Below are 24,764 nucleotides of genomic sequence, written 5' to 3'. Positions count from 1 at the left end.
TCAAGGATTGATATGAACTTTACCGATCATCTCAGAGAGGAACATGCCTTCCTGCGTGCGCTGGCGGACAAGGTGGGGCAGGAAAAACCCGCACTGGCCGCGCAACTGGGCCGCCATGCGGGCGATCCGGACGTGGAATGCCTGATCCAGGGGGCGGCAATGCTGAATGCCGGGCTGCGTCAACGCCTGGAGGACGGCTTCCCCGAGGTCACGCAGGGGCATCTTGCGCGTACCTGGCCCTTCCCCCTGCGGCCTATTCCGGCCTGTGGCGTGGTGAACGTCAGCGCCAAAGCCAGTACGCTGGATGCGCCGTTAACCTTGCCCGCCGGAGAATCGCTCTCCCTGTTGTCCGACGGACGTGCGCAGGTGTTCCAGACCTGCCATGCCTTGACGCTGCAGCCGCTGGCCCTGATTGACCGACAGTTGCTGGTCACCCACTCCCACAGCGAGATCCGCCTGACGTTTCAGTACCAGGGGCCGGGTGGCAGTTGGCCAACCCAGCCGCTGTCGCTGTTTCTGGGCGACGATCCACAGGTGGCAGCAACGCTGACCCTGTGGTGTGAACAGCATCAGGACCGCCCCGTGCTACAGGTGGAAGGACGACAATGGGTGCTGGAAACGGTATTGTCTTCCCCACGGCCCACTGCGGACAGCCACCGACCGATGGCGACGATAGTAGGCTCATCACGGGTGAATAGCCCGAAGGTCAGGACCTATTGGTACCAGAATGACCATCTAGGCACACCGCATAGCCTGACAGATAGCCAGGGCAATACCGTATGGCGAGGGCAGTACAGCGCCTATGGGCAACTGACGGAGGAATGGACACCGCCAGACTCACGGGATGAACACCCGCAACCGAAGGTGAACAACCCACTGCGTTTTCAGGGGCAGTACGAAGATACGGAAAGCGGGCTGTATTACAACCTGAACCGGTATTATGATCCGGGTGTTGGGCGGTATTTGACGGCGGATCCGGTGGGATTGCTGGGCGGGTTAAATGGGTATGCTTATGTCAATGGAAACCCTGTGGGTTGGGTAGATCCGTTGGGGCTGTTTAAGGTAGACAGTAACGGATTTGAAGGGGTAGAGAAACTACAGAATGACCTGGTCGAAGTGTATAGAGTTCAACCTATTAATAATTCATCAGATATTCTTCTAGGTGGCGCTTTTTTGGATCAAAGATTAAAAGGTCGCAGCTTATTGCAAGCTAATAGAGAACGTCATCGTTTAATGAGACGTATGACGTCTGATGATCCTAGTGTCGCAGTAAATGCTATGCAGCAAGCTCAGGGAGGAAGGGCTAGTAGCCCAGTAATATCAACAACTCTTGATAAAGCTGGCGCAGAGGCTAATTTAGCTAAACTTGGATCAGTTGGTGTTCCTGCTGAGTTGATTACTATCAGAGGCCCTCGCTCAGGAGGGATTGACTTCAATCTAGAACTAATTCAACGTGGGGGTAGGACAAAACGGTTCGGTGATGAAGATATGAAAGAATTTGGAATCAAAGATTTATATGTTCCAGCTGAGGGTAAGAGTAAATCAGGATTCGAGATAATCGATAGAGTGAGAACAAAAGAATGAGTGAACTTACAGTTTTTTGGAAAAAAGAAGCCGTCGGTAAGATACTTGACCCGCAACCAGATAATTTCCATCTATGCGGAAAATGGCAACCTATAGCAAGTAATTATTTAGATGATTTTATTAATGACATACAAGAAACCGAAGATTCTTTAGTCTGCGTAGGAAGTGAAGAAAAAGGTTTAACTGGAGTAGTTTGTGCGGTACCTGATGAGTACATAGACGTTTTAATTAGAGACTCCTATAAGAATCTTCATGAATTATAGTAATAACCAAAGAGCGGTCCTCTGATCGCTCTTTAGTTGTAAGCCTAAACAAACCTTGAACGCTGAGAATTTCAACTCAGTAACGGCTAAGGATTATTTTTAAGTTAATCGTTCGAATAAGGAAGCACATTATCATTGATGATGATGTGCCTGTTTCTGATATCTCAACAAGGAAAGTATATATGGTTAAACATGAAGTTAATAGCTTGCAACTAGCGGCATTTTTGGACTAGAGCCTGCATCAAAATCATCTGGGGCAATTCGTCATTATTCTCCGCCAGCAAATAAAGCAATAGAATATGTTTATGACCCTAAAATAGGAAAATTTTCCGTAGGATGCCATAAAGATCCACCCCCTTATATTCACCTCATGAAAATGTTGCAGAAGCTATAAAATCAGATAGAACAGAAGTTTTAGGTGGAATGTTTAGACGAGGACAAAATGGGGGATTTCTTACAAATGAGCACAGTGGACACTATGGAGAACGCTGGACATTAGAACTTCGTGATAAATTTGTTAACCAAATGAAAGAGTACGGAATTGATGTCAAACATCAAAGGTGGAAAAATGAGTAATAGTGAAAAAAAACTGACCATGAGGAATGGGAATGGTATCTGCTTATTGAATGATGGGCAATGGGTCGTCATGTCCAATAACAAGATCCTCCCCCTTAAAACCAGCGATGACTTTTGGTTTTCCTTCCCTATTTTGGAATGCTCACCTCAGCCAACCAAGGAGAAGCTTGGTGATGATTTTCCATATAATGAACTTTTAAAACATGCTCTTTGTAGTGAGTCAAAATATTGGTCAAGCCTTGCATTGCAATGGCTAGAGCTCATCAGTTTGGATGAAAAAATTAAATTAAAAGAGATATTGGAACTAATTGTGTTGGATAAATCTCACCCCCAGCGCAGCCGACATTTAGCTAGGAAATATTTAAAGGATATGTAATTTATTTTTATATAATTAATGCAATAAATGAAGTAAAAAAACTGAATTACAGCCTTGAGAATGGGAGTTCAAACTCAGGGCTGAACCTCATTATTACACTACCAATACCGCCTGCACAGCGTTGATAACGACCTCGCCTAGGCTAATCTTACCACCAGCCCCAACGCTACCGGCCAACCCACTCCCATTCAGCCAAGCACAGTAAGAAAATGCGGAAAGCGGGCAGAATTACTACCTTAACCGGTGGGTGTTTGGTGTTATTTTCTGGCGGCTCTGATAGGGTTGGCGGGTGGGCTCAATGTTGATGTAAATCCGGTTGGTTGGGTAGAACCTCTAGGTTTAAAAGGACTCCCTAGGTTTGATAATCAAGCTATAGTAAATAGAAGTCCAAAACCTGAAATACGTAGGCACAAGAAAATATTTATATACCGAGAGACTAAAATGGAAATCCTATTGAATTAGCCAAGCAACGTGTTAACGGTCAGGATATACCGCTCCCTCATCTCGATGCTGAAGGAAGAGCGCACACGGTTCTAGGAGGTAAAGTAAGCTCGGAAGGTGGTGGAGTGTATAGACAGTCAGCTGAATTCCCAGAAAATACATAGCCTTTAGCTAATGGGCAACCCGTACCTATAAGCGAAGTTCACTGGGGGGATCATGGCAAGCCTCATCATCATCCAAACCCTCACCAGCACCCTTTTGTATTTGACGGGAAAATTTGGTTAAGAACGAAAGGTAACCAAATGCTTCCATTTAACACAGCAACGCAAGGGAAATAGTATGGATATCTATGTGGATTTATTTTTACCGAAGGGTAATGATGTTTGTCATTTAAAAGAAGACCTAATATCATGGGGGAGGGAGAGTTTCTCCCAATTCCCCAAAAAATATTCTTGGATGGATACACTGAAATTCGCCTCCCCCGACCACTCTCCATCATACGAGATTTTATTACCTCAAAATGTAGAGTTAGATAATTACTCAATATATTCAATTGACGATAATTCGATATATGAGTGGGAGCAGGATGTTAATAATCACCTAGTATCTAATAACTATTTAAAAAAATTCATCACCGATGAATTACCTAATATAGACTCATGGATAGCTGCTATTTCATTTGATGAAGACATCATAGACAACATAAAGAAAGTGATTTGCATCAATAATGTTAACGAACTAATAGAAGAGATAGAGAAAGCAATGAACTGGAATGATACCAATGGTTTTATTGCTTATAAAATATAACTTAATTTTATAGTTTATCCTTTAATAAATAATTAGGATCTACTAAGGGATGAACTGCTGTATTAAGAGTATATGATAGAACAAAGGTGAGGGGTTATTCAGCTTCCAGAAGGTAAAACTGGTTTGCAGGAGATAGCCCCTCCTCTTAAAGGATAGTCTCATAACGAAGGAAATGTCTCTGGTATTAGTCCATATACTTCTTGGCCGCTAGACCCTGCTATAGTTCGTTCCTATGCTCAGACTGATGGTATAATTTTGAGAGTTAAAGCTAAAGCGCCAAAGGGCAATGAAAATGGTACCAGGTTTTTTCTGATGACAAGTATTTTGAACAATAAGTTCTTATACAAGAGATTCGTGATAGCGGCATTGAGGTATTTAAACCATTATGACCATTAATTACTTGATAAACAGACTCCGGTGTTTTGATAATAAACCATTGTCTAAAAAGACAATTGATTTACTTTCGACCTCGATAAAACTGATCGAGGTCGAATATGATAAAAGTATAGCTATCAATGAATTTAAAATACACAAAAAATATCTTGATAAGGCTGGCGTTAAATACTTTGGAATTAATGAGCTAATAGATATACTGATGAAAACCCCAGATGAGAGAATATTAATTCTAAATTGCCACAATGAAAATCATGTATTAAAAGTTTTTATGGATCTAAATCATAATGTTATTGGTGTGGTTGGATTTGAAAAACGTAAAAGAACTCCAGAAGAGATTGAAAGGGAAATGCATAATTTAAGAAGAACGTAGATTTAGGGCTATACCTAAAATACCATCATCATCAATGGATGATTTGTTGGCGACTGGAAATATTGGTGGTGAAAAAATGAGTGCAAGGAGGTTGTTAACTATGTTACATGAACTAACCAAAGACGACCATGGTTTCATTAGGTTTGTTATTGGAAAAATTCAGCTTCTCAAAAAAAGCTTTGTACGGTATAGCACTAAAACGTGGTAAAGATCTGGGAGAGGAATGTACCCCTAAAGCTGCATTGCAAGCATTATAAAAACACCCTGAGATTGAGCAGCATTTCAGAGATACTTTTCCGTTCATTGATTTTTAAATTACCTCCCCCCTGTTCTTATTAATTCTAACATGGGGGGCTTGGGGCTGAGTTTTACGGGGAATGACAGAGGGAAGGCAAACAGGCCCGCACGGTGCGCCACTGGAGGAACCAACCTGCCGAACCTTGACCAGCATTTTCTGTGGGATGAGCGACCCGGGCTGTCACCGTGGTCCATCAGGACGGTTCACGGGAGAACTAGCAACATGACACCCACTTCCGCTGCCGGGTGAAAAAGGTCAACCTGGACGGGGCGCTCCACCGCACCGATTTGCGGCTGGGCCTGATACTGTATCCGAACGCACCGATTTGCTTCCTGTTACTTTCGGTTGGAACCCAGAAATGTGCCAGGCGCTGTGCGCCACCTCAATACCGACAACAAATTGGCTTCCGATTATCGTAGACCGTTGATAAAGTGACCGACGGGTAGACGAAGAGAAACCAGCATGGTCGAACGTATTGATTACCAGATTGAAAAATATAGCTTCGCGGAAGTTAATGAAACGCCGCGTATTGCGCAGCAATGGGCTGAAGTCCTCAAAGAATGCCGTCAGGTGCGGGCTGGAAGTACCGAGCGCCTGCGCATCGCATTGCTGAATGTGGATTATGTCACCAGCTTTGAACTGCCTTTTCGTTTGCTGTTGGTGCGTGCCCCACAACTGATTGCCGAGCTACGGGATGAACTGCAACTCAGTCAGAAAAGTGCCGTGTTTAACGGCAAGCGTTTTGGCTGTGTTTACAGCGTGAAGGCTGATTTGAGTAAAGTACCGGATGAATTTCAATACCGTCTATCAACCCGCATTCGCAGGGAAGTATCGTCAGGCGGAACCGCAGAGCCTTACCGGGAAATTGCCAGGGAAATAAAAATGCCGCGCGAGCGGCTTAAAAAGGCGCTTGAGAACGGACTCGCGGTAACGGCACTGGATGGTCTGTTTTGGTTCGGTATGCAGCGAATCGCAGCCGACGTGGCGGTACTCAGAAAAAAGGGGATGCGTATTGCGACCTCAGAGGTTCAGGCATGGGACAGTCTCACCGCTACCCTCCGCCCCATACCGGTATATCGCGGCGTCTGAAATGCTCATTGTCATTGTTATTATCGTTTCCTGGTGTGCATTTTCGGCGATCACAGGAGTCGAATTTGATGCCTAACAATATGATATAAAATGGATTATTTAATATGGATAATTGAGTAACCCCCACAAGAACCCCCAAATGCTTTTGCTTACGGAAATCGTGGGGTAGGCAGGCTACTTTTTGGGGTCGGTTTCCCACTATAGTAAACCGGCAATATCCTTTTCTCCATCGGCTTTTTAACCGGCGTTACTGCTCAGCAAAGTGGGCGTATCCACCCTCCGCTTTTTCATCAGTCGTTTCTTGGTGATCTTTCCTGCACTTTCCATGACCTCACGTTCGTTAAATTGCATGAACTGATTCAGCTTAACCTACCTGTAACATAGCTTCACAACCCACATGCTACATCAGCCATTGCAGCCAGTTGCAAGTCCGCAATGAGCAAAAATAGACATTAGTGCTTAATAGACTTTAGGAATACCGTTTTTGTTAGTTGCACGTAAATTGAATATTTCTAAAGCTTGGTCGTAATTTATTTTATGCTTTCCGTGTGGTGTAGCCTGAATGAAAGTGCGCATCTCTTGTGGAGAGAATGAGAAGTTTGATGGTAAATTTAGCATTCTTTTTACAACACCATCCGTGGAATTGCACTGACCACATATCAATGTTTCAGGAAATCGAGTTTGACCAGGCTCAAAAAAGCCAATAGAATGATCATGGTGTTTATGCAAGGCCGCAACCCAACCCATAAAAGAATGTGGTGTATTCGGGAATCTTTGGGTCCATTTCATGATCTGAAATTTACTGCGTCCACACGCAGGACAAAGCCACTCATCACCAATTGAGTTCCATAACTGATAATAATGAAGGCCATCATGGCTCTGATAATCTTCGTGTGTTGGTATTTTTATTTTCATAACATATTAACTCTATAATCAGATAATTAACTACAGCAATGATTTGTTAAATTTATATTTTTCAGCAACATATTTTGCAGAATTCTCAATATATGGAAACACAGTGCTTTCATTAATATTAAGAATGTCAAGTTCTTTGAGTATTGACAATTTATTAGTGACTGTAATTCTGGTTACAGTAATCTCAGGAGTACCTTCTTCATTCATAACTGCATCAAGTCCATATAAAATAAATGCACCCGATTGAGATGAAATACGAGCATTATTTTTCTTTCCTTTTACGCAGATTATTTTTCGTAGGTCATCAGGTATGATATTCATTTCGAAATATGATTTTTCTTCTCTTATAAAATGAACCAATCTTTTTATTGACAATTGACCATTAAAATCTCCCTCGTCAAAATTAATGTTATCTTTTTCTACCTTAGGTAGTCTAGCTAAATTAGCAATGCAGCTGGCTACATCAGAATCAAAATATTTCACTTCACTTCTCGCCATTGAAAATATTATTACTTCACCATCTTCATCATATGCTGATTTACATGCAAAATAAAGGGCTATTAATGGATTTGAAGTTATGTCCAATAACCTAGTAGGCAGTGAATAGTGTTGCATTCGAACAAGTGTATCTAATGTATTTTCATCGGATTGGAAATCCGCTGAGTTCGATACCATTAGCTCTTTATATAGTATGTGCTCACTTTCTAAATATAAATAATTCCCATCATCATCCTTCCTAAATAAAGAAGGCTCTAGCTTATATTTGACTTTATTCGAGTGCCCCCTGTAAAAAACTTCTGAACCAGGTTCTCTTTCAGAGAAAAGCACTTTAGCTATGAAACCCTGAACCGTCGCAACCTTTGGGTTTGTAGACTTTTTGGCAGAAGGCCTCCCTAATTTATCTGGCCCCCGTATCTGCTCTTGATTTAATATGCCAGCAGTTTCAAGGCGCTCATAAAGGTCTTCATCTTTTACAGCCCAATGGGTTCTATTAATTTCCCAATCACGAATATCAAGTAATGGTGCTATTGGCTTAATTTTATCAAATGATATTGGGGGGATATTCTGATCAAGTTCAAACTCTACAAGTAGTTTTCTTCCTCTCTCCTTAATTGAAGTGAGTTTTCCAACACGAAGGTCTTCTTCATTGCCTTCATATGAGAACAAGCAAGGGTATCCCTTCAGAGTCCCTATCAAATCAGAGGTAAGAGATTGAAAAACAACAGCAATAGACTCTGTTGTATACTCCAGAAATCGACTTCTATCAAATTCGTAAGACATCTGATCCCAAGCACCTTTGTTTGCCGTGACTAAAAGGTTGTACATATCAGGATAACCTCAAAAATTTACTTATTAATCATAATGATAGCTAAAACATCAAAAGGTCATGACTATCAGTACCAATCGTTGGAAAGACATTTAAGATTTATACTCCGAATAATCGTCCGAAACAACTGAATAACCTTACCTTGTCTCTGGATTTAGTTATCTTCGTATCAAAATTAACACATATATGCTCGCATATGATGCCCTACTCAACGAGGTTTACACTTTCTACGAACGGAAAAAAGACTTCAGCAAAAACTTGTCGTTGGCATTTTCAATCAACTTTGTGGGGTTGGCACATGGATACAAACACTCATAGATGAGGGTATTGTGATCTGTGTCATGCTCGGAGTATGAATAAAACGCTTTAAACGCATGCTCATCAGTAGTGTTATCAAGAATGATGAAATCATAAAGCTTATAACAACTGGTCACTGCATCAGGATTTAACACATCAATCTCTGTGAAATACAGCTTGCCATTTTCAAGAGGTGTGTTGGTCGTGATAGATTCAAGCTGGCATGGGTTAACGGATAACCCACTGTAGATCTCGACAGTGTAGATGAAATTCTCGCCATCGTATATGCAGCTTTTTGGGCTAATGAGTGTGAACTTGTAGAAAAAATTTCTGATTTTTGCATCGAATCGGTAATTTAACAGACAGAGGTTTTTATAGCATTCATTCACCCTGACTGAAGAATTTAAACTACCATGTGCAACCTTATTCCTGATTTCATTCGCGTCCTGCAATATATTAACCAGCTCTACATCAAAGTAAGAGTTGAGCTGTTTCGGTAAGGAGTCTTTGTGATCCGTCAGGACATCAAGGATCCGATTGTGTGCCACAGCCATAGTCATCTTTTTGAGCTGTGCTTTCTTTTTGAAGTAAAAATCATCGTTGAAAACCATTATCTCCTGAGGAGTTAGCTGGCCAAATGCTAATGAAAGCAACAGATGACCGAGAACCTCAAAAAACAGGAGTAACGAATGGCATTTATCCTTTCTATTCTCTCCAGAACTGAATTGAAGGAAAAGAATAGCCAGTGGATGAGGCAGTCGTTGAAAGAAGTAATGATGAGCTGACTCTTTCATATAGTCATATTGGTCCAGCTTTTGTCTGTCAATTTTTAGGGTGAATAAAAACTCCTGCCTAACATTAGCGAGTTCATTTTTTCTTTTATCAAGGATCTCCATCGCATAGATAACCTCTTCTTGGAAGGTTTTGTCAAAAATAGGGATCTGTGAGTTCAGCATGTCATATATTTTAACTAAGGATAACCCATTATTTTTACTATGTTTTTTTAAAAGAAGCTGACCATGCTCACTTTCAAGAAATAGATTAAAAAATTCCGGATTAATCGAAGGGTCAAGTGACAAACGTGGTAGCGCTCGTGATGATTTGACTGCCTGCGATTTAATCATTCTTTTTCGGACATCACACCAGGCAAGCTCACCATCTTTGTGAAATCGGATAAGATCTTTTAACGTGCGAGTATCGAACTGGTATTTGGATTTCAGAGACTCATCGTACTCCGACATGAGTGCCATAAAATCGATAGCATAGCCCACAGTACCGATCTTACCGTCGAGAGAACTCGTTGCTGCCTTGTCATACCATGCATCCGGAAAGCGGTTTTTCACATTGAGTGAAAAATATTGCTCAGCTGACTCGTTAAGAGGAATACGCTCATAAATGCGTAAACTCGGATCCGCTTCAATATTTCCATTTTTCAGACAAATCTCGGCATGAACATCTGACTCGCTTAAATATTTAGTAAGTATTCTGAACGTCGTAACCGGGATGTTATCTGGCAACGCCTGCCTGAATATATCTCTGGACAGGTATTTCTCGTCCATTTTATCTAATGCCGCAAGGATCTTGCATGCATCAGCTACATTGCTCCACTGTTTATCTGCTTTCATATCCTCAATACGTACTAGATCATGGGGATAGAATGCTAATCTTAGTGGGTGCTCAATAGTTATACGCCGATAGCCAAAATCTGATGTCCTGAAAATTTTCACATTTTTGGCCGGTATATTTTCTGCGTAAAGGCTCAGGATTTCATTAACATGCGCAGTACTCATGTGGCGGCGCTTTCTGCCTATTGCTTTACCCTGTGGCTCGAACATATCACTGGCATTGATAAGGATGACTTTACCAGTGCGCTCCCGTGGTTTATTTTTATCTAGTATCCAGAGATATGTTGCGATTCCTGTATTGAAGTGCATTTCCGCAGGCAAGGCAATAATAGCATCAAGGTAATCCTGCTCCAGAATATGGCATCGGATATCACTTTCTCCGCTACCCGCATCACCGGTAAAGAGAGGCAAGGCGGTTGTTATAATACCGGCACGGCCGTTCTTATTCATCTTGTGAAGCAGATGTAGCAGGAAAAGAAAGGAACCATCCGACGTTCGGGGCAAGCCTGGCCCAAAGCGCCCCACATCACCTTTCTGATGTTCATCCTTAACGCTCCGCTCTATTCTTCTCCAGTCAAGATTAAATGGGGGGCATGAAAGAACGTAGTCAAAACATTCCTGTGCAAACTGGTCCGAAGATAAGACATCTCCTAACCTGATGTTACTAGGGTTCTGTCCTCGTATCTGCATACCTGCTTTACAGACAGCATAAGACTCATGGTTGATTTCCTGACCATAAGCCTGGACAACGGCCCCTGGATTCATCTCACGAACGAACTCTATTGCACTTGAAAGGAACCCCCCACTTCCAGCTGTCGGATCGTAAACACACCGAATGCCCCCATCATGAACCAGCATATCATCATCGTTCGCCAGTACTAATGTAGTGACCAGAGATACGACATCGCGGGGGGTAAAATGTTCTCCTGCAAGCTCGGCGGAACTCTCGGCGGTACGGCGCACGAGATCCTCAAATATCAATCCCATATCCTCATCCTGGAGTACTTCTTCCGACAGTTCGATATTGCTGAAGTAGTTAACCAGTAAATCCAGTAATCCAGCATTATCAAGCTGCTGCAGGGTTACTGAGAAATTAAAGCTTTCAAAGATCTCACGCACTTCGCTAGTGAACGCGCGAATATAGTTTTCTAAATTTTGACGCGATGCGGTCCCGGTCAGAGTTCTTAGAGTAAAAGAGGATGTATTACTGAATTGATGTCTGGATGAGGTCCGCAACAAGGTATCTTCGCTCTCTGTATCAGACAGCTGACTCAGCAGTTCAGTTTCGGACATTGCTTTTCTTATAGGGTGAAGAAGACACTCTAGGCGGCGCAGCAACGTAAAGGAGAGGATGATATTTCCGTACTGAGACGGTCTAAAATTACCACGCAGCAAATCAGAGGCTGACCACAGTATCGTTGTCGTTGAGATAAGGTTTGTCATTGTTTTCACCAACCTAGAGTAGATGCGTCTATTTTCCATTTAACGGACTGTTTCGCAAGAGAAAAAACCATCTACATAGTGAACTGACTTCATAAAGTTGGACAATTTATATTACGCAACTATATGGATGGGCCTGGGTTCGGTTCTCTACCGGACTCAGGCCTTTTAGTTTCTACATTTATTCATTCACGGTTGTAGTATGTAGATGTACTCGACGATGAAATATCACAACTAACTGATGCTTAGACTCTTTCTTATTGAGTGATTCCGATTGCAGCGTGCTGAAGAAGCTTTCTATTACCGCATTTTCATAACCGTTTCCCTTTTGTGACATGCACTGTTTCAACCCTGCTTCTTTAATTCGATTCTGGTAGTGCGCCATCGGATATTGCTAGCCCTGATCTGAATGAAGCAGCGGATAAAGATCACAACCAGCCGCGCTCAGCGAACGACACTGACTCACCATGACCAAGAACGATATGGTCAAGAGTTCTCACTTCCACCAATGACAACGCTTCCTGCAGATGCTTGGTTATATGACGGTCAGCCACGCTGGGCTCTGCCACGCCAGAGGGATGGTTATGTGCCACGACGACAGCCGCTGCATTATGGCTAAGCGCCGTTTTCACGATTTCCCGTGGGTACACCGGAGTCTGGTTTATCGTGCCGATAGATACCGTCTCACAGGCAATCAGCCGGTGCTGGTTGTCCAGGAATAGCACCATGAACGCCTCATGTTCCAATCTTTCCAGTTGCAGCCGTAAATAGTTTTTGGTGCTTTCAGCAGAGGTAAAACTGAATGGCCTGGTTTTCAGCTTCTTTTCCAGGAGCTGTATTGCCATGGCAATAATACGTTGCTCTGTCGTATCTCTTTTCACCTAGTTGTTCCTTATAAGCAGCATAAAGCTCAACTCCCCGATGAAAGGGAGTTGAGCTGAGTTGAAGTTGATTTATTTTTTACATAAATGTCGTAATACTATGGATAACAAACCGAAAGGGGGAAACCATAAAAGGAAGGGGGTTTATGAAGTGTATTAATACGTTAGTATTAATACATCCTCTGGTGTTAAAGAGTAAGTAATAAAACAACACAGGAAGGTAAACACCTTCCTGATGGTAAGCAGAATAAATAATACCAATGATAAGCAGATTAATACATCAGGCCCGGAGGCAACAACCAACGGGCCGAGAGAGTCAGAAATCCAGCCCTGTCTTACAGTCAAACTCGGGGGTTCCCCAGGCTGGTAATGCAGTGGCTACCCCTTTCGTGGGCAGGTCAACCGTTTGGCCATCCGTAGTTTTGGCCTGCAGCCGGGTTGCCTTTCTCAGTGCATCCCAAGTATAGGTAAAGTTATTGCTGCCTACTCGTGAATCTGTATCATACGGCGTTTGAACCTCGGTGCCATTGACAATCAAATCAAAGCCCTGCTGGCTGTATGAGCCGTATTTCTTCCCTTTGAGGCTCAGGGTCATGCTGACCGGTTGGTCTTCACTGCAGGCGATATACAGCGAATCACCGCTTTGCGTGACGACCGTATATTCTGACACCCCTTGCCCCCAGCCACTAGACCATTGCCCAGGCTCACCAAAAGCATAGACACGCGTGGCTATCCAGAAAAGCAATAATAGAACGATGATTTTCTTCATAATAAAACTCCTGTAAAAGATGGACTGATTGACAATGCTCTTCTTAAGAAAATTAAGTAAAGAAATGAAGAGGCAATGTCATCAAATCACTGACTAAACATAGACAGAACTTCTTTTGTATAAAAACGATCCAGTGGCAATGTATTATCCTGCACAGAAAACAATCGTTCTGCCGGATACAAAAATTTGTAGCTAACATCGTCAATGACTTTATTGACGCTTGGTGTATTACTCACTTCAGTAATCACTTTATCTTTGGTGTTATATACGATGTACTCCACCGTTCCAGTGACAGTTCGGGTATCAGTCATACGACGGGCGGAGTTATTTACATTATCAATAAAGAGACGACTAGCATTGTAATTTGACATGCCTTTCGCCCTATCTTCGATTACACCCATAATACGTTTCATTCTGGCTTTCTCTTTGTCCGAATACACCACTGTGAGTTGCGCCTTACAGGTCAGTGAATTGACTGATGGGTTACTGTCTGTGGCATGAATGTTATCTAGCCTCAGAGTTAGCGAGTCCGGCGTCAGTCCCATACTACCGAATTTCTTGTAGGTACTAAGGTTCATCTTGTTCAACGCATTGCTGGTCACTATCTCATTGATAGAACGAATTGACTCAGGGTTATCACAGGAAAAAGCATCACCGCAACCTGACAGTACTGCAGAAGCCATGATTACTGCCGCTATTTTTCTTACATTCATTTCTTTTCTCCATAATCAAGATGAACAGCCTCCTTCCCGCCGAAACGGGAATGAGTTGTTACTGCATGTGGTAAATACAATATGGTGACTAAGATCACCGGATTATCGAATGGTGGTTACGGTGCCATCACCTCATCAGCCATTGAATTTATGTCATGCCCGATAAAGGTCTCTCGGGCAATATTGCCGATGATGTTGGTGGAAATACTGTCGAAGGTTCCGCCGACAATGCCCCCGGCCAACGGCACCAGTTTCACCAGATTGATGCCGCCTTTCTGGCCAAACTTGGTCAGCAGTCGGAAGCCAACGGCCCGGTTGATGGTCTTGATGACCTCACCCGATACGCTCCGGATTGCGCTTCGGGTAAGCTGCATACCGATTTTAATACCAGCTTCCTTGAGGATGTCTTTCGCTGCATTACCACACAGGCAGAGATACACAAAAGCGCGAACATTGTCGTCTTTCAGGTCATAGCCACCGATATAGGCAATTGCCGCAATCATCCTAATCTGGATGTACATCACACTGGTGATATTGGCAGGAATTGCTACCGGCAGCGTGATAGCTCCGCCAAGCCCGGTAACAAAACCACTGGTACCTGCTTTGGTGTTTTGCCAGCGGATAAGTGCGTTAACACAATCCACCTGGTTTCCTCCCTTCTTCATATAGGACTCGGCAATGTCTTGCGCCGAGTCCAGCCCCGTGACACCGTTTACCGCCTTGTCGTAAGCCCAATCCAATACCTTCTGAACTTTGCCTGCCGTGAGTGCCTTATCCTGTTCCATCTACGCCTTTCCCCCTTGTTGAAAGCCCGTTATTCCTACGATAGCGGGCTGTATTTCCCTGTATGTCGGCGTGCCAAAACGTACCTGATTGATGGGTTGCAAGATGAAGAAAAACCGAACGGCACCCAGGCCGATCTTATCGACGGATGAACGGCAAAGATAATCGGTTGTGTAGATCAATAACGAGAAACCGATCGTTGAAAACGATCAACTTTTTACAAATGATGGGATATTACGTGAACGCGTTACTTGTTGAATTTAAGCATATTTTCAGCCAACACCCACAAGGCACGGTTAAGCTTGATATCACCTTCAATGCCTTTCACTGCGCGGGTTCTAGCCTGTCTGCCACGGGCGTTGCGACCATTTAGCCCACCTTTGAGCATGTTTTCCTGCACACGCTGGTAGGTACTCCACAGGTCGCTTTGGCGGTCTTCCCAACGGCGTGGTATCAAGATTTGCTCTTCGGTAACTGGCTGGTGGTCTTCACCGTAGCGGTAACTCAAGGCTGCGTTGGCAAAGGCCCGTTGTGCCGGTAGCGTCAGAGAAGTGGTCAACATGGCTTCGCGTGAGGCCTCCACCTTGTCGAAAATCCCCAGCACTTCATAAGCGCCTTCGATAACCTGACCAACAACATCACCTTTATGCGGCACACGCACTTCGCCAAAGCTGTTGCCGCATACCAAGCCGTTGGCACACACAAAGCGAAACAGGCCCGGGATCATCTGGTAACTGCTGGAGCCATCGTGACTGTTGAGCAGGATAATCTCTGGCACTTCCTTACCAACAATCTGGTTCTCACGGCGTAGACGCAGCATGTGTTTGGTATGCTCACGCTTATCCAGGTCGCGTACTCGGGTCTGGCAGGCGAAGAAGGGTTGGAAACCTTCTTTACGCAGGTTATCCAATAAAGCGATGGTGGGAATGTAGGTGTAGCGATCGCTACGGGAAGCGTGTTTCTCTTCCGAGAATACGCTGGGCACATGGCTGGCCAATTCATCATTGGTTAACGGACGCTCACGGCGAATGGTATTCACCGCACCAAAGCGGGAGGCAAGACGAGTCATGATTTCTACTCCTTAATAAGGCATAAAAGCAGGCAGGCCTACCGAAAAACCGGAGGCCTGAAATGTGGTGGTTTGGAAAGTCTTTCCCTAGTGTTAACGCATAAAGCCTTCATTGGCCTTATGTCGTGAACTAGCGACGAGTGAAACGGAAGAACCTGACAGGGTATGAGAGCCAAAAATATTGCGGTACTGCTCTGTCAGTTGCTGTTCGGAACTAATGCCGTGGCCGCCCAGTAGGGCTTTGGCGTATAAAGCATCCAACCCACGGGGAAATGGCGGAAGTGATGATGAATCATCGTGCATGAGATGACCTATTTCATTGGGTGGAAACCACGTTTCACAATTGATACTGTGGCGCAACTCCCTTCAGTGATATAGGTGTAAAAATTTGTTGATTAAATATTTTTTGATATTTTTCTAGATGATACAATTATCCCGCATTGCTTATCGTTTTATTTTTGAGAGTCCTAAACTTTTACTTTGCCCAGGTAAATTGAAAGACTCTCTTGAGAGAGTATAAATGTAAAACTCAAAATCTTTCTTATCTCCCCTGTTCGTTCTGCATTTAGGGTCTACACTCATACCATTGTAGTCGTCATAAAAAAGTACTTTTCTCATACCATCACTACGGTATTGATTAACTTCATAAAGACATTTTTCACCTGCCACTCCACCTTTTGTTAAAAGTGGCCCAATGAAATTCTCGCTCATGGTAAAATGCCGCACACTTCCTGTACGCCCTTGCTTCTCAAGAATATTGAACCATACACGGTTAATCTCCAGCCCAATGGTGTGATTGAAGTCTTTTTCGTTAAAGTAGAAATGCAAATGCAAATAGGGGTGCCCATCCTGATGGCGCAAGAGCACCCAAAAATAGGCAATTACGTGAGAAAATAATGCCAATGTCTTAAGATTGTTAAATAACCTTTTTGCCATGTCCTTAATGACATCATCATGTAATAAATAATTACCAGCAGCCTCACTACTTTCTTTTACGTCGAGAGACAGGCAAAGAGAGCCCGCCTTTGGATAAGCCCTTAACACTTCATGGTGGTAGTCCCGCAACCTTCGATATGTCGCCATTTTCTTGTAAATGCATTGTCTCACAAGAGAAAGAAGTCTCTCCTTGTATTCTAAATCACACCCAAGAATAAACACTACTTTTCCGTCAATAATACCATCATAGACATAATCCAATTCATGGATAATATTTACAAGATCCTCACCATCTCTGTCCTTATAAAAAAGGCAGTAAGTGTTTGCCAGCGCATTTAAATGACTACGAACAGGCCGAGTATTTTTATGCGTAGCAGATTTCTGGGGGAAGATAAACCTAAAGTCATCCATCATGTTGTATACGCCCATCAGCTTCCCTTTCCTATATTCAGCCACAGTCATGGTCGACCTCATGAACTGTTACGTTATCACATAACAAACATTACTTGCTATAAATAATAGCATTACCTGCAGCAAATAATGACATAACTTGTAGAAATATCAAGGCTGGTAATCAAGTATAGCGTGGAGACAGTTGAACCACCTCCCTGGCCAACTCATGCAGAGAAAAACCGTGAACGTAAGCTTGTTTACATTGCGGGTTTGTTATCAAAATCTGCTGCTGATAGAGATGCAACACGTCGTTTTTTGATGCATCAATAATAATTCGATTGAAGAAACATCCATAAAAAATGAAAGGCAGGAGCCTGCATGCGTATTTTTTTACATGACTGACTGATGTGATAGAGAACATTGTGGCACAGTGGCATAAAGCGAAAAGGAAAAATCACGCTGTCACACCCCGTTCTCCATACTCTCAATCTCATGGGGAAAAACGATATGCAAAACAAGAAAAAAAGCCTGCTGGATGACCAACTAATCGACATGAAATTTATCGTTGAGTATACCGGCATGTCTGACAAATGGTTTTACAAACTCATCGCACTCAAGCGTTTCCCAAAAGGAATCAAGCTCGGCAGTAGCAGACGTTGGTTTAAAAGTGAGGTTGAAGCATGGATTCTAAAGCGCATTGAAGAGTCCCTCTAGTTACCAATAAAACAACCAAACCGCAATAAAACCAACCACCACATACATAGTTCTTTGCCCTCCCCCCTGAATATTATCACGTTCAAACAGACACTAACTTACCAGGCTTTTGTTTGGTGCGGAACGATATCATAGACACCACTATTTAATTTAAAACGTATCCAGGCACACACCAAATTCACCGTTGTAATTCGGGATTTTTTATTATTGAATTGACCAAATCATTCAATGATTACTTTCTGTTAGCTTGCTTGTACAGATATACAACCAGAATAGAAAGTTTAGAGCATATAACCACTGTCACATATACAGCTTACCACAATATAGCAGAGCCTCGCATGGCTCTGCTCATCTCACATAGCCCCACTAAACACTACCATTGAGGAATATAAAAATGGGTTTTAACTATGACCACCACATGCTGTTATCAACCAGTTCTATCGATGAAGATTCAGGTACACTTGTATACCTGACTCAGGACCTAAATTACCTGGAGGATTTGCTTAATTTATTCAACGACACTCAGCTTATCGCCAAATCAGAGTGTGATGAATTCAGTGTACATTACTCTCCATCAGCTCGTTACGCCTACATAAAGTCCAGCGCAACAGGAAAAAGGATATTTCTCGCACTAAAGAGACTTCAGTCGCTGAACGCCGTAAAAGATGAACCGCGCGAATATCATCCTACACTGGCAGCACTCCGAAAACTGTCTGACCAACACGATATTTCGCATCACATCGCAATGGCAGATAATACGACAGAGGCGATTGCACAGTTAACCAATCGCCTTAATGTATTCATTCGGCAATTCAGAGCAGAAATCACTACGGGACCGCATAAGCTTAAATTACGCAAATACCAAAAGGCAGCTAAGAAAAACCTAAAGGGTACTCTTCAGTATATCAACTCGCTCTCTGCGCAATACGCACGGCTGTTGGTTGTTCGGGTTGACTTGACTTATCTCAAGGACGCCAAGGCCATGATAACTGCAGACTTGGCACGTCAGCACCGGCAGCGTTTTTTCAAGAACCTGCAGGCACATCGCCTGTTTCGGGCGTGCGTGGGCTATATCTGGAAACTTGAGTATGGACGTTACAAAGGGTTCCACTATCACTTGCTGGTGTTTTATGACGGTGCCCTGGTTCGGCAGGATGTGACTCTTGCACGGCTGCTGGGTGAATACTGGCGAGACGTCATTACCGATGGGGCAGGTAATTACTATAACTGCAATGCCTATAAAGAGCGTTATCGAATCCCAGGAATTGGCATGCTTCACCATACCGACACAGTCAAACGGGGTGGGCTGAACATCGCCATTAACTATCTGTGCAAAGTCGATACCTACGCCCGCCTAGCGCTGCCAAACGGTGCCCGTACCTTTGGGCGAGGAGAGTTTTGCCCACCCACCGCAGTTCGCCGTGGTCGTCCTCGTTCGCCGTGAATAACGGCCACTTTCCTCCGCTCGACGACCTGCCATCCATCATCGGTAGTTCTACCCAATAAATTTTTATCTCCATGACAAGAGATATGAGAAGTACCTCCTCCATTTTTCTGCATGCCACTGATGCATTCCCAATGAGCCACTTCGTACACGCATTCACGATAAATCAAGCCTGGCAGCCTTACCTGCTGGCATAACTCTGAGCTTCCCATGAAAAAATACTATCAAAAGTGCGTTTACATCGACGAGTATGATGTTCATCTGCAACTCGCCACCTCACTGCTTCACACGCAGGAGTTCGGTTCTGAAACCGTATTAGCCACCAAGGACTACGATATCCTGGGCAACATTCGCGCCCGCCTGCAGGCTCTTCAATGTCTGCTTCAGGACGCACCGATAACAACCACTTCCCATCAAGGCCTGTTAAACCCTGTAGATACTTTAAGATACGCATTGAGGTTATCAACGCCAGGTCAGGCAGCGCTGTTGGCAGAAAAACGACCTCTCTACCGCCTGCTTCACCCCACGCTGGACCGGTTCATCCAGTTAGCAAAGCGCTACCACGACAACTACAAGCGTAGCAATGAAGGTTGTCCCATTTATCACCAGGACGCTGCCGAACAAACCCGTTGGCTGGAACACGTATTGGAGAACTTTCGGGAAAACACCGAGACGGTGAACTCCCCTTGCCAAGTACAAAACTTCCTGATGAAAAACGCACCCTACCTGCAGAAAGCGCGGCGTGTTGTCGATGCACTACTACAGCAATATAAGTCACTGATGATGGTGGGTATTGACCTCAGCTACGTGCAGACGGTCAAAGACGACATCACACCCACGCAAGTTCGCCAACACCGGCGTCAACTGCTGGCCATGTTGCACAACCATTCGCACTTTCGCCATTGCGCAGGGTACATCTGGAAGCTGGAACACGGCCCCATCAAAGGCTTCAGTTATCAGTTGGTTTGCTTTTTTAACGCCGCACAGGTAGACCTTTACGCCCGTATCGGCGTAGATATCGGAACCTGCTGGCAGACTGTCACCGAGAAAACAGGTCGGTCTTTCTGCCAAAGAGAACTCCAGGATGATTATTCCTACCCAGGATTGATGATGTTTTACCAGAGTGATACCGCTGCACCGGAAAAACTGTACCGGATATTCAACAACATGATTCAAACAGATACCTACGCCAGGCTGACTTTGCCCCACCAATTTCGCACCTTTGGCAGTGCACGGGTATTACCCCACCGACGGTAACTCCTGCATCGGGCATCGTTCCAGACCCACTCCGTGACTGGCGTGCAAATCGACAATATTCAGGTGATTAATCAGGCGCTTGAATGGAAAGCCCGTTGGTGGTGCGAGCTCAATTGACTGCTGCGTCCAGTAATACACGAAGGGATTGCCGTTGCAGGCAATCCCTTGTTCGGCAAAATGGGCTGTAACACGCAGGTATTTTTTTACAACACTCGCCAATTTAATGACAAAGCTTCCCCCCTCGTTTGCTGCTGTAAGTCAGCCTGATTAACCACGCCCACTATACGCACCGCCCTGTTGCGGACTGCTATCCCAGACACCCGGCGCGTTTATCAGCATCACCGCACCACGACGTCGTTCCGGTTATGCCCAATGAACAGGTATTTGCTACCGGATGCATTCAGGAGTCTTTCATGTTCATACAATTCAAGAAAATCACGACCGGCAGTACCGGGGATGGCAGTACCGTGTCAGCGGACGACCTGTCACTCAATCCCCAAATCCCTTATCACTGTACCAGTTGTGGTAACCCGCTGCGGCTCCACCTGACGCATACGGCAGGGCGATACTTTGAGCATGACCTTGAGCACTGCTCGTTCCAGACACTCGACACGTGCACATATTTACTTCCATCGTCACATTTTCAATCTACTAGACCGCTCACTCCCTTTGCGCAGGCAGTTCAGGAAAACAGACAACGCGACGATGACACCTTGGGTTTTCCAGGGCTGCAGCATTACTTCTGTGTGATGTGTGACCGTGACTATTATGGTAAAAAGAGCTGCCTGTATTGCGATGACACCCATTACACCACCGAAATCAGCAACCGGGACGCTGAAATGGTCACTATCGATACGACCCCTCTGGGATTATCCCCTACCGAACAGAATCGCTATTTCGCCCATCTGACACGCTCAACCTTGCTCCCTGTCGAGGAGCGTGGCGTGCTCTATCCCGGTGTCACAAGCGACCTGGACCGTCTGACCGAGCCCTATCTGCTGCTACATGACCTGTTATCCGGCATGAAGGCTATTCCGATGAATCCTTATACCGCGCATTCGGTGTGCCAGCGATTGATATCGGTCACGAACGATTGCCGCAAGCATCGTACGCTCCATCCAACCTTGCAGCGATGTGCTGAACTTATCAATCAAACTGAAGAGGACCAGAGAGGGAACAAAGCCCTTTGCATGAGTCTGATACAAAACCTGCGGATGGAATACCTCGGCAACACGCATCAGCAGGCACTGATTCACTGGTTGCAAAAGGGATACCAGAACCGACTGGCAGCATTTCGGTGGCTGGCTGAACTCCATACTAGCTCCCCATCTTTCGCCATGGTGGGGATTGAGCTTGCTTATCAGCAGACCGATACGCCGCTGGCTTGCATCACCGAGGACCTGAAGCATTTCCTGCGTGACATCCACACCCAAGATAAACTGACGCACGCCATGGGGGCCGTCTGGCACCTCGAATATGGCAAATTGAAGGGGTATTTCGTCCAGGTGATGGTTTTCTTTCCTATCGAACAGTCGGATACGGGCCCTGCCTTGGCGGTACTAATGGGTGAATACTGGCAAGAGACGGTGACACAGGGTAATGGACGTTACTACGCTAATGAGGCAGAACAAGAAGAATATCGTTATCCTGGATGTCTTTCGGTATTGCCCTATCCGCAGAACCATTCTGTCCGAGCCCCAAATGTTTTTTGCCTATAACAATGGCATCAGCGCCACCGCTCAGGAAGTGAATGTGGAAAAAAGCGAAGATGGCCTGCAGATAACACACATCCGTGATCTACAAATTGTCAATGGAGGTCAGACAACTGCATCACTTTTTCATACGGAAAGAAGAGATAAAGCAGTTCTGAAAGATATTTTTGTTCAGATGAAGCTTACTGTAATAGACAGCACTGAAAGTGATGATGTTGTTCCAAAGATATCTGAATATGCAAATACACAAAATCGCGTCAATGCTGCCGATTTCTTTTCAAACCATCCTTTCCATACGCGCATTGAAGCGTTCTCCCGCCGTCTTTGGGCACCTGCATCGCAGGGAGCACAGCGCGAGAGCAGATGGTTCTATGAGCGTGCTCGTGGGCAGTATATCGACGCACAAGTCGGGCTTTCACTCTCCGGGCAGAAACGTTTTAAAGCTGAGAATCCTAAGTTACAGATGTTTACGAAGACTGACCTCGCCAAATTTGAGAATGTATGGGATGACCATCCGAAGTGGGTTAACCTTGGGGCGCAGAAAAACTTCGCACGTTATGCTGAAAGAATTGGGAGAGAATGGGCTGAATCATCAGAACAGTTCAATGAATTTTATTTCCGCCGTATCATTGCACGGGCTATTATTTTCAGAACCGTTGAGAAACTCATATCAGAGCAGTCATGGTATAACGGGGGCTATAGGGCAAATATTGTTGCATATTCAATCGCTGCACTAGGCAGAGTATGCAAGAGAATAAATAAGAACATCGATTTTCAGAAAATATGGAGTACACAGAGTCTTTCCGCATCACTCGTTGAAGCCTTCAGGATAGCAGCGGAACATGTTAATGAAGATATCATTCATCCACCTGCAGGCATTTCCAATATATCTGAATGGTGTAAGAAGGAACAATGCTGGACACGTCTGGAAAGTACTCTTGATAAGCTCACGGAACTTCTCCCAGAGGCTTTTTTTGATACGTTGCTTTTTTATGAATAAATGAAACATGATATATAGTCGATAGTTAACGAAAGTCGCAATATTGTAATAGGTAAAGATCCAGTTATCTCACCTCGAGCAGAAACACATATCGTTTATTCTGCTCAAGGTGATTAGCCAAATGTATTTTTTGCGAAGGGCAGACTCTTGTCCAACTGGCCGTTTTTCTAGGTGGGAGGATGCTGTAGCAAAAAAAGCCAAGCAAAAGGTTATTCGCTTAGCTTTGGTCGGAAGACCTGAGTAGCTTAACCACTCATCACTATCATGATCGAGTATTACATCTAATATCTGAATTGGCGAATAAAAATTCATGTCGCATTCTCTACCGAATTAACGATATCTTGCTCCATTTTTATATTCTGCCATACTATTGCGTGAAATAACGTTGTGATATATTGTATTGCATGCTTATTTATTAATGAAAAAAACAATTCAGCATCGTCAACATCATCTAAACTTATATTATTTTCATTAGAGTGAGAAAAATGAAAAAACCTGTTCCTTAAGGTTATCAGGAAAGAGTGAAACATTGAAAATGGGATTGAAAACACATCAGGTTCACTGTGGTTTTCAGCATACGCCTCTTGTTTTTTTAAAGGAAGTATTTTTCCTTTTAGTGTATTGAATATTCTTTGTTTAAAATTTTCATCACCAATAATGTTAATATCAAAGGAACTATCTAGTAATTCATCATTTTTAAAGACCTCTTTAATAAAATTGCTCAAGAACTTAAGCTCACCAGTATTTTCAGATGAACCAGATGAGAACCATGCCCTTAAATTATTAAATGTATTATGATAATTATCTGTCAAAGCGCTATAAATCATTGGAAATGCATACGATATATTTTCATATGCCCTGTAAATATGTACAAATGCAAGTGTATGTTTTTTTAATTGAACATTATAAACGGCACTACATATCTCTTGATAAAATGGCTTGTAGAAATTTCTATTTTTGAATTTATTAACTTTTATGAATGTTTCATAATGCTGAAGTGTCCCACCTTCCTCATAACCATTCAAAAAACCTAAGTAATTTTGAGTTATGCTATCATTCTCCTGATGTATTTCCGTGTTTCCCTCAATATTTTCGGTAGTACTAGTTTCCATCTCATTTAAAGGGAAAAAATAATTAATTTCAAGATCAACTATTGTCTCATATGCTTTCATTTTACATGTCCCTGAAAGCAAACGAAAAATCATCAATAGCTCAGATGAACCTTCGTCCAGTTTAAACATTGAACTATCAGGTTCCGATATCTCAATAAGTTCAATTTTCATCCCCAT

At 43.7% G+C, this 24,764-nt stretch carries 24 protein-coding genes and 2 pseudogenes; 12 read left to right on the top strand and 14 right to left on the bottom strand.

Features of this window, described 5'->3' with window-relative positions:
* Nucleotides 1-12 precede the first annotated feature (12 nt).
* From ACLQ7H_RS21430 to ACLQ7H_RS21400, 7 genes are all read left to right on the top strand, one after another.
* Complete coding sequence (locus tag ACLQ7H_RS21430) at nt 13-1,584, top strand: type VI secretion system baseplate subunit TssF (RefSeq protein WP_411754401.1); 1,572 nt, start codon at nt 13-15, stop codon at nt 1,582-1,584.
* Nucleotides 1,581-1,847: a hypothetical protein gene (locus tag ACLQ7H_RS21425; protein WP_173409033.1), complete on the top strand. Its 267-nt coding sequence runs from the start codon at nt 1,581-1,583 to the stop codon at nt 1,845-1,847. The genes ACLQ7H_RS21430 and ACLQ7H_RS21425 overlap by 4 nt, the downstream gene beginning before the upstream one ends.
* Nucleotides 1,848-2,237: 390 nt before the next feature.
* Nucleotides 2,238-2,423: a polymorphic toxin type 43 domain-containing protein gene (locus ACLQ7H_RS21420; RefSeq protein WP_138106379.1), complete on the top strand. Its 186-nt coding sequence runs from the start codon at nt 2,238-2,240 to the stop codon at nt 2,421-2,423.
* Entirely contained in the window at nt 2,392-2,799 is a 408-nt protein-coding gene (locus tag ACLQ7H_RS21415) for a hypothetical protein (protein ID WP_411754400.1), read from the top strand. Before ACLQ7H_RS21420 ends, ACLQ7H_RS21415 begins: the two co-directional genes overlap by 32 nt.
* A gap of 780 nt (nt 2,800-3,579) precedes the next feature.
* Nucleotides 3,580-4,047: a hypothetical protein gene (locus tag ACLQ7H_RS21410; RefSeq protein ID WP_411754399.1), complete on the top strand. Its 468-nt coding sequence runs from the start codon at nt 3,580-3,582 to the stop codon at nt 4,045-4,047.
* Between the two features lie 385 nt (nt 4,048-4,432).
* The gene (locus ACLQ7H_RS21405; RefSeq protein WP_411754398.1) at nt 4,433-4,813 is read left to right on the top strand and encodes a hypothetical protein; all 381 of its coding nucleotides are present in this window, start codon (nt 4,433-4,435) and stop codon (nt 4,811-4,813) included.
* Nucleotides 4,814-5,573: 760 nt separating this feature from the next.
* Complete coding sequence (locus ACLQ7H_RS21400; protein WP_411754397.1) at nt 5,574-6,200, top strand: DNA-binding protein; 627 nt, start codon at nt 5,574-5,576, stop codon at nt 6,198-6,200.
* Between the two features lie 198 nt (nt 6,201-6,398).
* On the opposite strand, the pseudogene ACLQ7H_RS21395 reads toward ACLQ7H_RS21400, so the two are convergent.
* The 12 genes and pseudogenes from ACLQ7H_RS21395 to ACLQ7H_RS21340 all read right to left on the bottom strand — a co-directional run.
* Nucleotides 6,399-6,566 (bottom strand): annotated as a pseudogene (locus ACLQ7H_RS21395) (hydroxyacid dehydrogenase); the annotation flags it as partial.
* 93 nt (nt 6,567-6,659) lie between these two features.
* Complete coding sequence (locus ACLQ7H_RS21390) at nt 6,660-7,115, bottom strand: hypothetical protein (protein ID WP_411754396.1); 456 nt, start codon at nt 7,113-7,115, stop codon at nt 6,660-6,662.
* 30 nt (nt 7,116-7,145) lie between these two features.
* Nucleotides 7,146-8,396: an FRG domain-containing protein gene (locus ACLQ7H_RS21385; RefSeq protein ID WP_411754395.1), complete on the bottom strand. Its 1,251-nt coding sequence runs from the start codon at nt 8,394-8,396 to the stop codon at nt 7,146-7,148.
* Nucleotides 8,397-8,669: 273 nt separating this feature from the next.
* The gene (locus tag ACLQ7H_RS21380; RefSeq protein WP_411754394.1) at nt 8,670-11,807 is read right to left on the bottom strand and encodes an N-6 DNA methylase; all 3,138 of its coding nucleotides are present in this window, start codon (nt 11,805-11,807) and stop codon (nt 8,670-8,672) included.
* Nucleotides 11,808-12,071: 264 nt separating this feature from the next.
* Nucleotides 12,072-12,228: pseudogene (locus ACLQ7H_RS21375) on the bottom strand (IS3 family transposase); the annotation flags it as partial.
* 4 nt (nt 12,229-12,232) lie between these two features.
* Entirely contained in the window at nt 12,233-12,649 is a 417-nt protein-coding gene (locus tag ACLQ7H_RS21370) for a JAB domain-containing protein (protein ID WP_411754424.1), read from the bottom strand.
* A gap of 352 nt (nt 12,650-13,001) precedes the next feature.
* The gene (locus tag ACLQ7H_RS21365) at nt 13,002-13,454 is read right to left on the bottom strand and encodes a hypothetical protein (protein WP_411754393.1); all 453 of its coding nucleotides are present in this window, start codon (nt 13,452-13,454) and stop codon (nt 13,002-13,004) included.
* A gap of 86 nt (nt 13,455-13,540) precedes the next feature.
* Nucleotides 13,541-14,167 carry a hypothetical protein gene (locus tag ACLQ7H_RS21360; RefSeq protein WP_411754392.1) on the bottom strand — a complete coding sequence of 209 codons (627 nt, stop codon included), beginning with the start codon at nt 14,165-14,167 and terminating at the stop codon, nt 13,541-13,543.
* Between the two features lie 116 nt (nt 14,168-14,283).
* Nucleotides 14,284-14,952: an EcsC family protein gene (locus ACLQ7H_RS21355; RefSeq protein ID WP_261467307.1), complete on the bottom strand. Its 669-nt coding sequence runs from the start codon at nt 14,950-14,952 to the stop codon at nt 14,284-14,286.
* A gap of 245 nt (nt 14,953-15,197) precedes the next feature.
* On the bottom strand, nt 15,198-16,019 hold the full coding sequence (locus tag ACLQ7H_RS21350) for a DUF932 domain-containing protein (protein ID WP_411754391.1): 822 nt from the start codon (nt 16,017-16,019) through the stop codon (nt 15,198-15,200).
* A gap of 93 nt (nt 16,020-16,112) precedes the next feature.
* Nucleotides 16,113-16,322 (bottom strand): hypothetical protein, encoded by a 210-nt coding sequence (locus ACLQ7H_RS21345; protein ID WP_411754390.1) that lies wholly within the window; start codon nt 16,320-16,322, stop codon nt 16,113-16,115.
* Between the two features lie 141 nt (nt 16,323-16,463).
* Nucleotides 16,464-17,417 carry a hypothetical protein gene (locus ACLQ7H_RS21340; RefSeq protein WP_411754389.1) on the bottom strand — a complete coding sequence of 318 codons (954 nt, stop codon included), beginning with the start codon at nt 17,415-17,417 and terminating at the stop codon, nt 16,464-16,466.
* A 438-nt stretch (nt 17,418-17,855) separates the two neighbouring features.
* Here ACLQ7H_RS21340 and ACLQ7H_RS21335 point away from each other — a divergent pair, with 438 nt between their 5' ends.
* The 3 genes from ACLQ7H_RS21335 (at nt 17,856) to ACLQ7H_RS21325 (ending at nt 20,763) form a co-directional block, all read left to right on the top strand.
* On the top strand, nt 17,856-18,062 hold the full coding sequence (locus ACLQ7H_RS21335) for a helix-turn-helix transcriptional regulator (RefSeq protein ID WP_411754388.1): 207 nt from the start codon (nt 17,856-17,858) through the stop codon (nt 18,060-18,062).
* A 394-nt stretch (nt 18,063-18,456) separates the two neighbouring features.
* On the top strand, nt 18,457-19,506 hold the full coding sequence (locus ACLQ7H_RS21330; protein ID WP_411754387.1) for an inovirus-type Gp2 protein: 1,050 nt from the start codon (nt 18,457-18,459) through the stop codon (nt 19,504-19,506).
* 210 nt (nt 19,507-19,716) lie between these two features.
* A complete protein-coding gene (locus ACLQ7H_RS21325) occupies nt 19,717-20,763 on the top strand; it encodes an inovirus-type Gp2 protein (protein ID WP_411754386.1) in 1,047 nt (348 codons plus the stop codon).
* On the opposite strand, the gene ACLQ7H_RS21320 is transcribed toward ACLQ7H_RS21325, so the two are convergent.
* The gene (locus tag ACLQ7H_RS21320) at nt 20,746-20,982 is read right to left on the bottom strand and encodes a hypothetical protein (RefSeq protein ID WP_411754385.1); all 237 of its coding nucleotides are present in this window, start codon (nt 20,980-20,982) and stop codon (nt 20,746-20,748) included. The two genes, ACLQ7H_RS21325 and ACLQ7H_RS21320, sit on opposite strands and share 18 nt — an antisense overlap.
* Nucleotides 20,983-21,176: 194 nt before the next feature.
* Between ACLQ7H_RS21320 and ACLQ7H_RS21315 the strand changes: the two genes are divergently transcribed.
* Entirely contained in the window at nt 21,177-22,481 is a 1,305-nt protein-coding gene (locus tag ACLQ7H_RS21315; protein ID WP_411754384.1) for a putative zinc ribbon protein, read from the top strand.
* Nucleotides 22,465-23,475 (top strand): AIPR family protein, encoded by a 1,011-nt coding sequence (locus ACLQ7H_RS21310; RefSeq protein ID WP_411754383.1) that lies wholly within the window; start codon nt 22,465-22,467, stop codon nt 23,473-23,475. Before ACLQ7H_RS21315 ends, ACLQ7H_RS21310 begins: the two co-directional genes overlap by 17 nt.
* Nucleotides 23,476-23,783: 308 nt before the next feature.
* Here the strand turns inward: ACLQ7H_RS21310 and ACLQ7H_RS21305 are convergent, their stop codons facing one another.
* Nucleotides 23,784-24,764 (bottom strand): hypothetical protein, encoded by a 981-nt coding sequence (locus tag ACLQ7H_RS21305; protein ID WP_411754382.1) that lies wholly within the window; start codon nt 24,762-24,764, stop codon nt 23,784-23,786.

Source organism: Serratia sp. (in: enterobacteria) (assembly GCF_046715635.1).
GTDB lineage: Bacteria > Pseudomonadota > Gammaproteobacteria > Enterobacterales > Enterobacteriaceae > Chania.
This window is presented reverse-complemented; position numbering and strand designations above follow the sequence as displayed.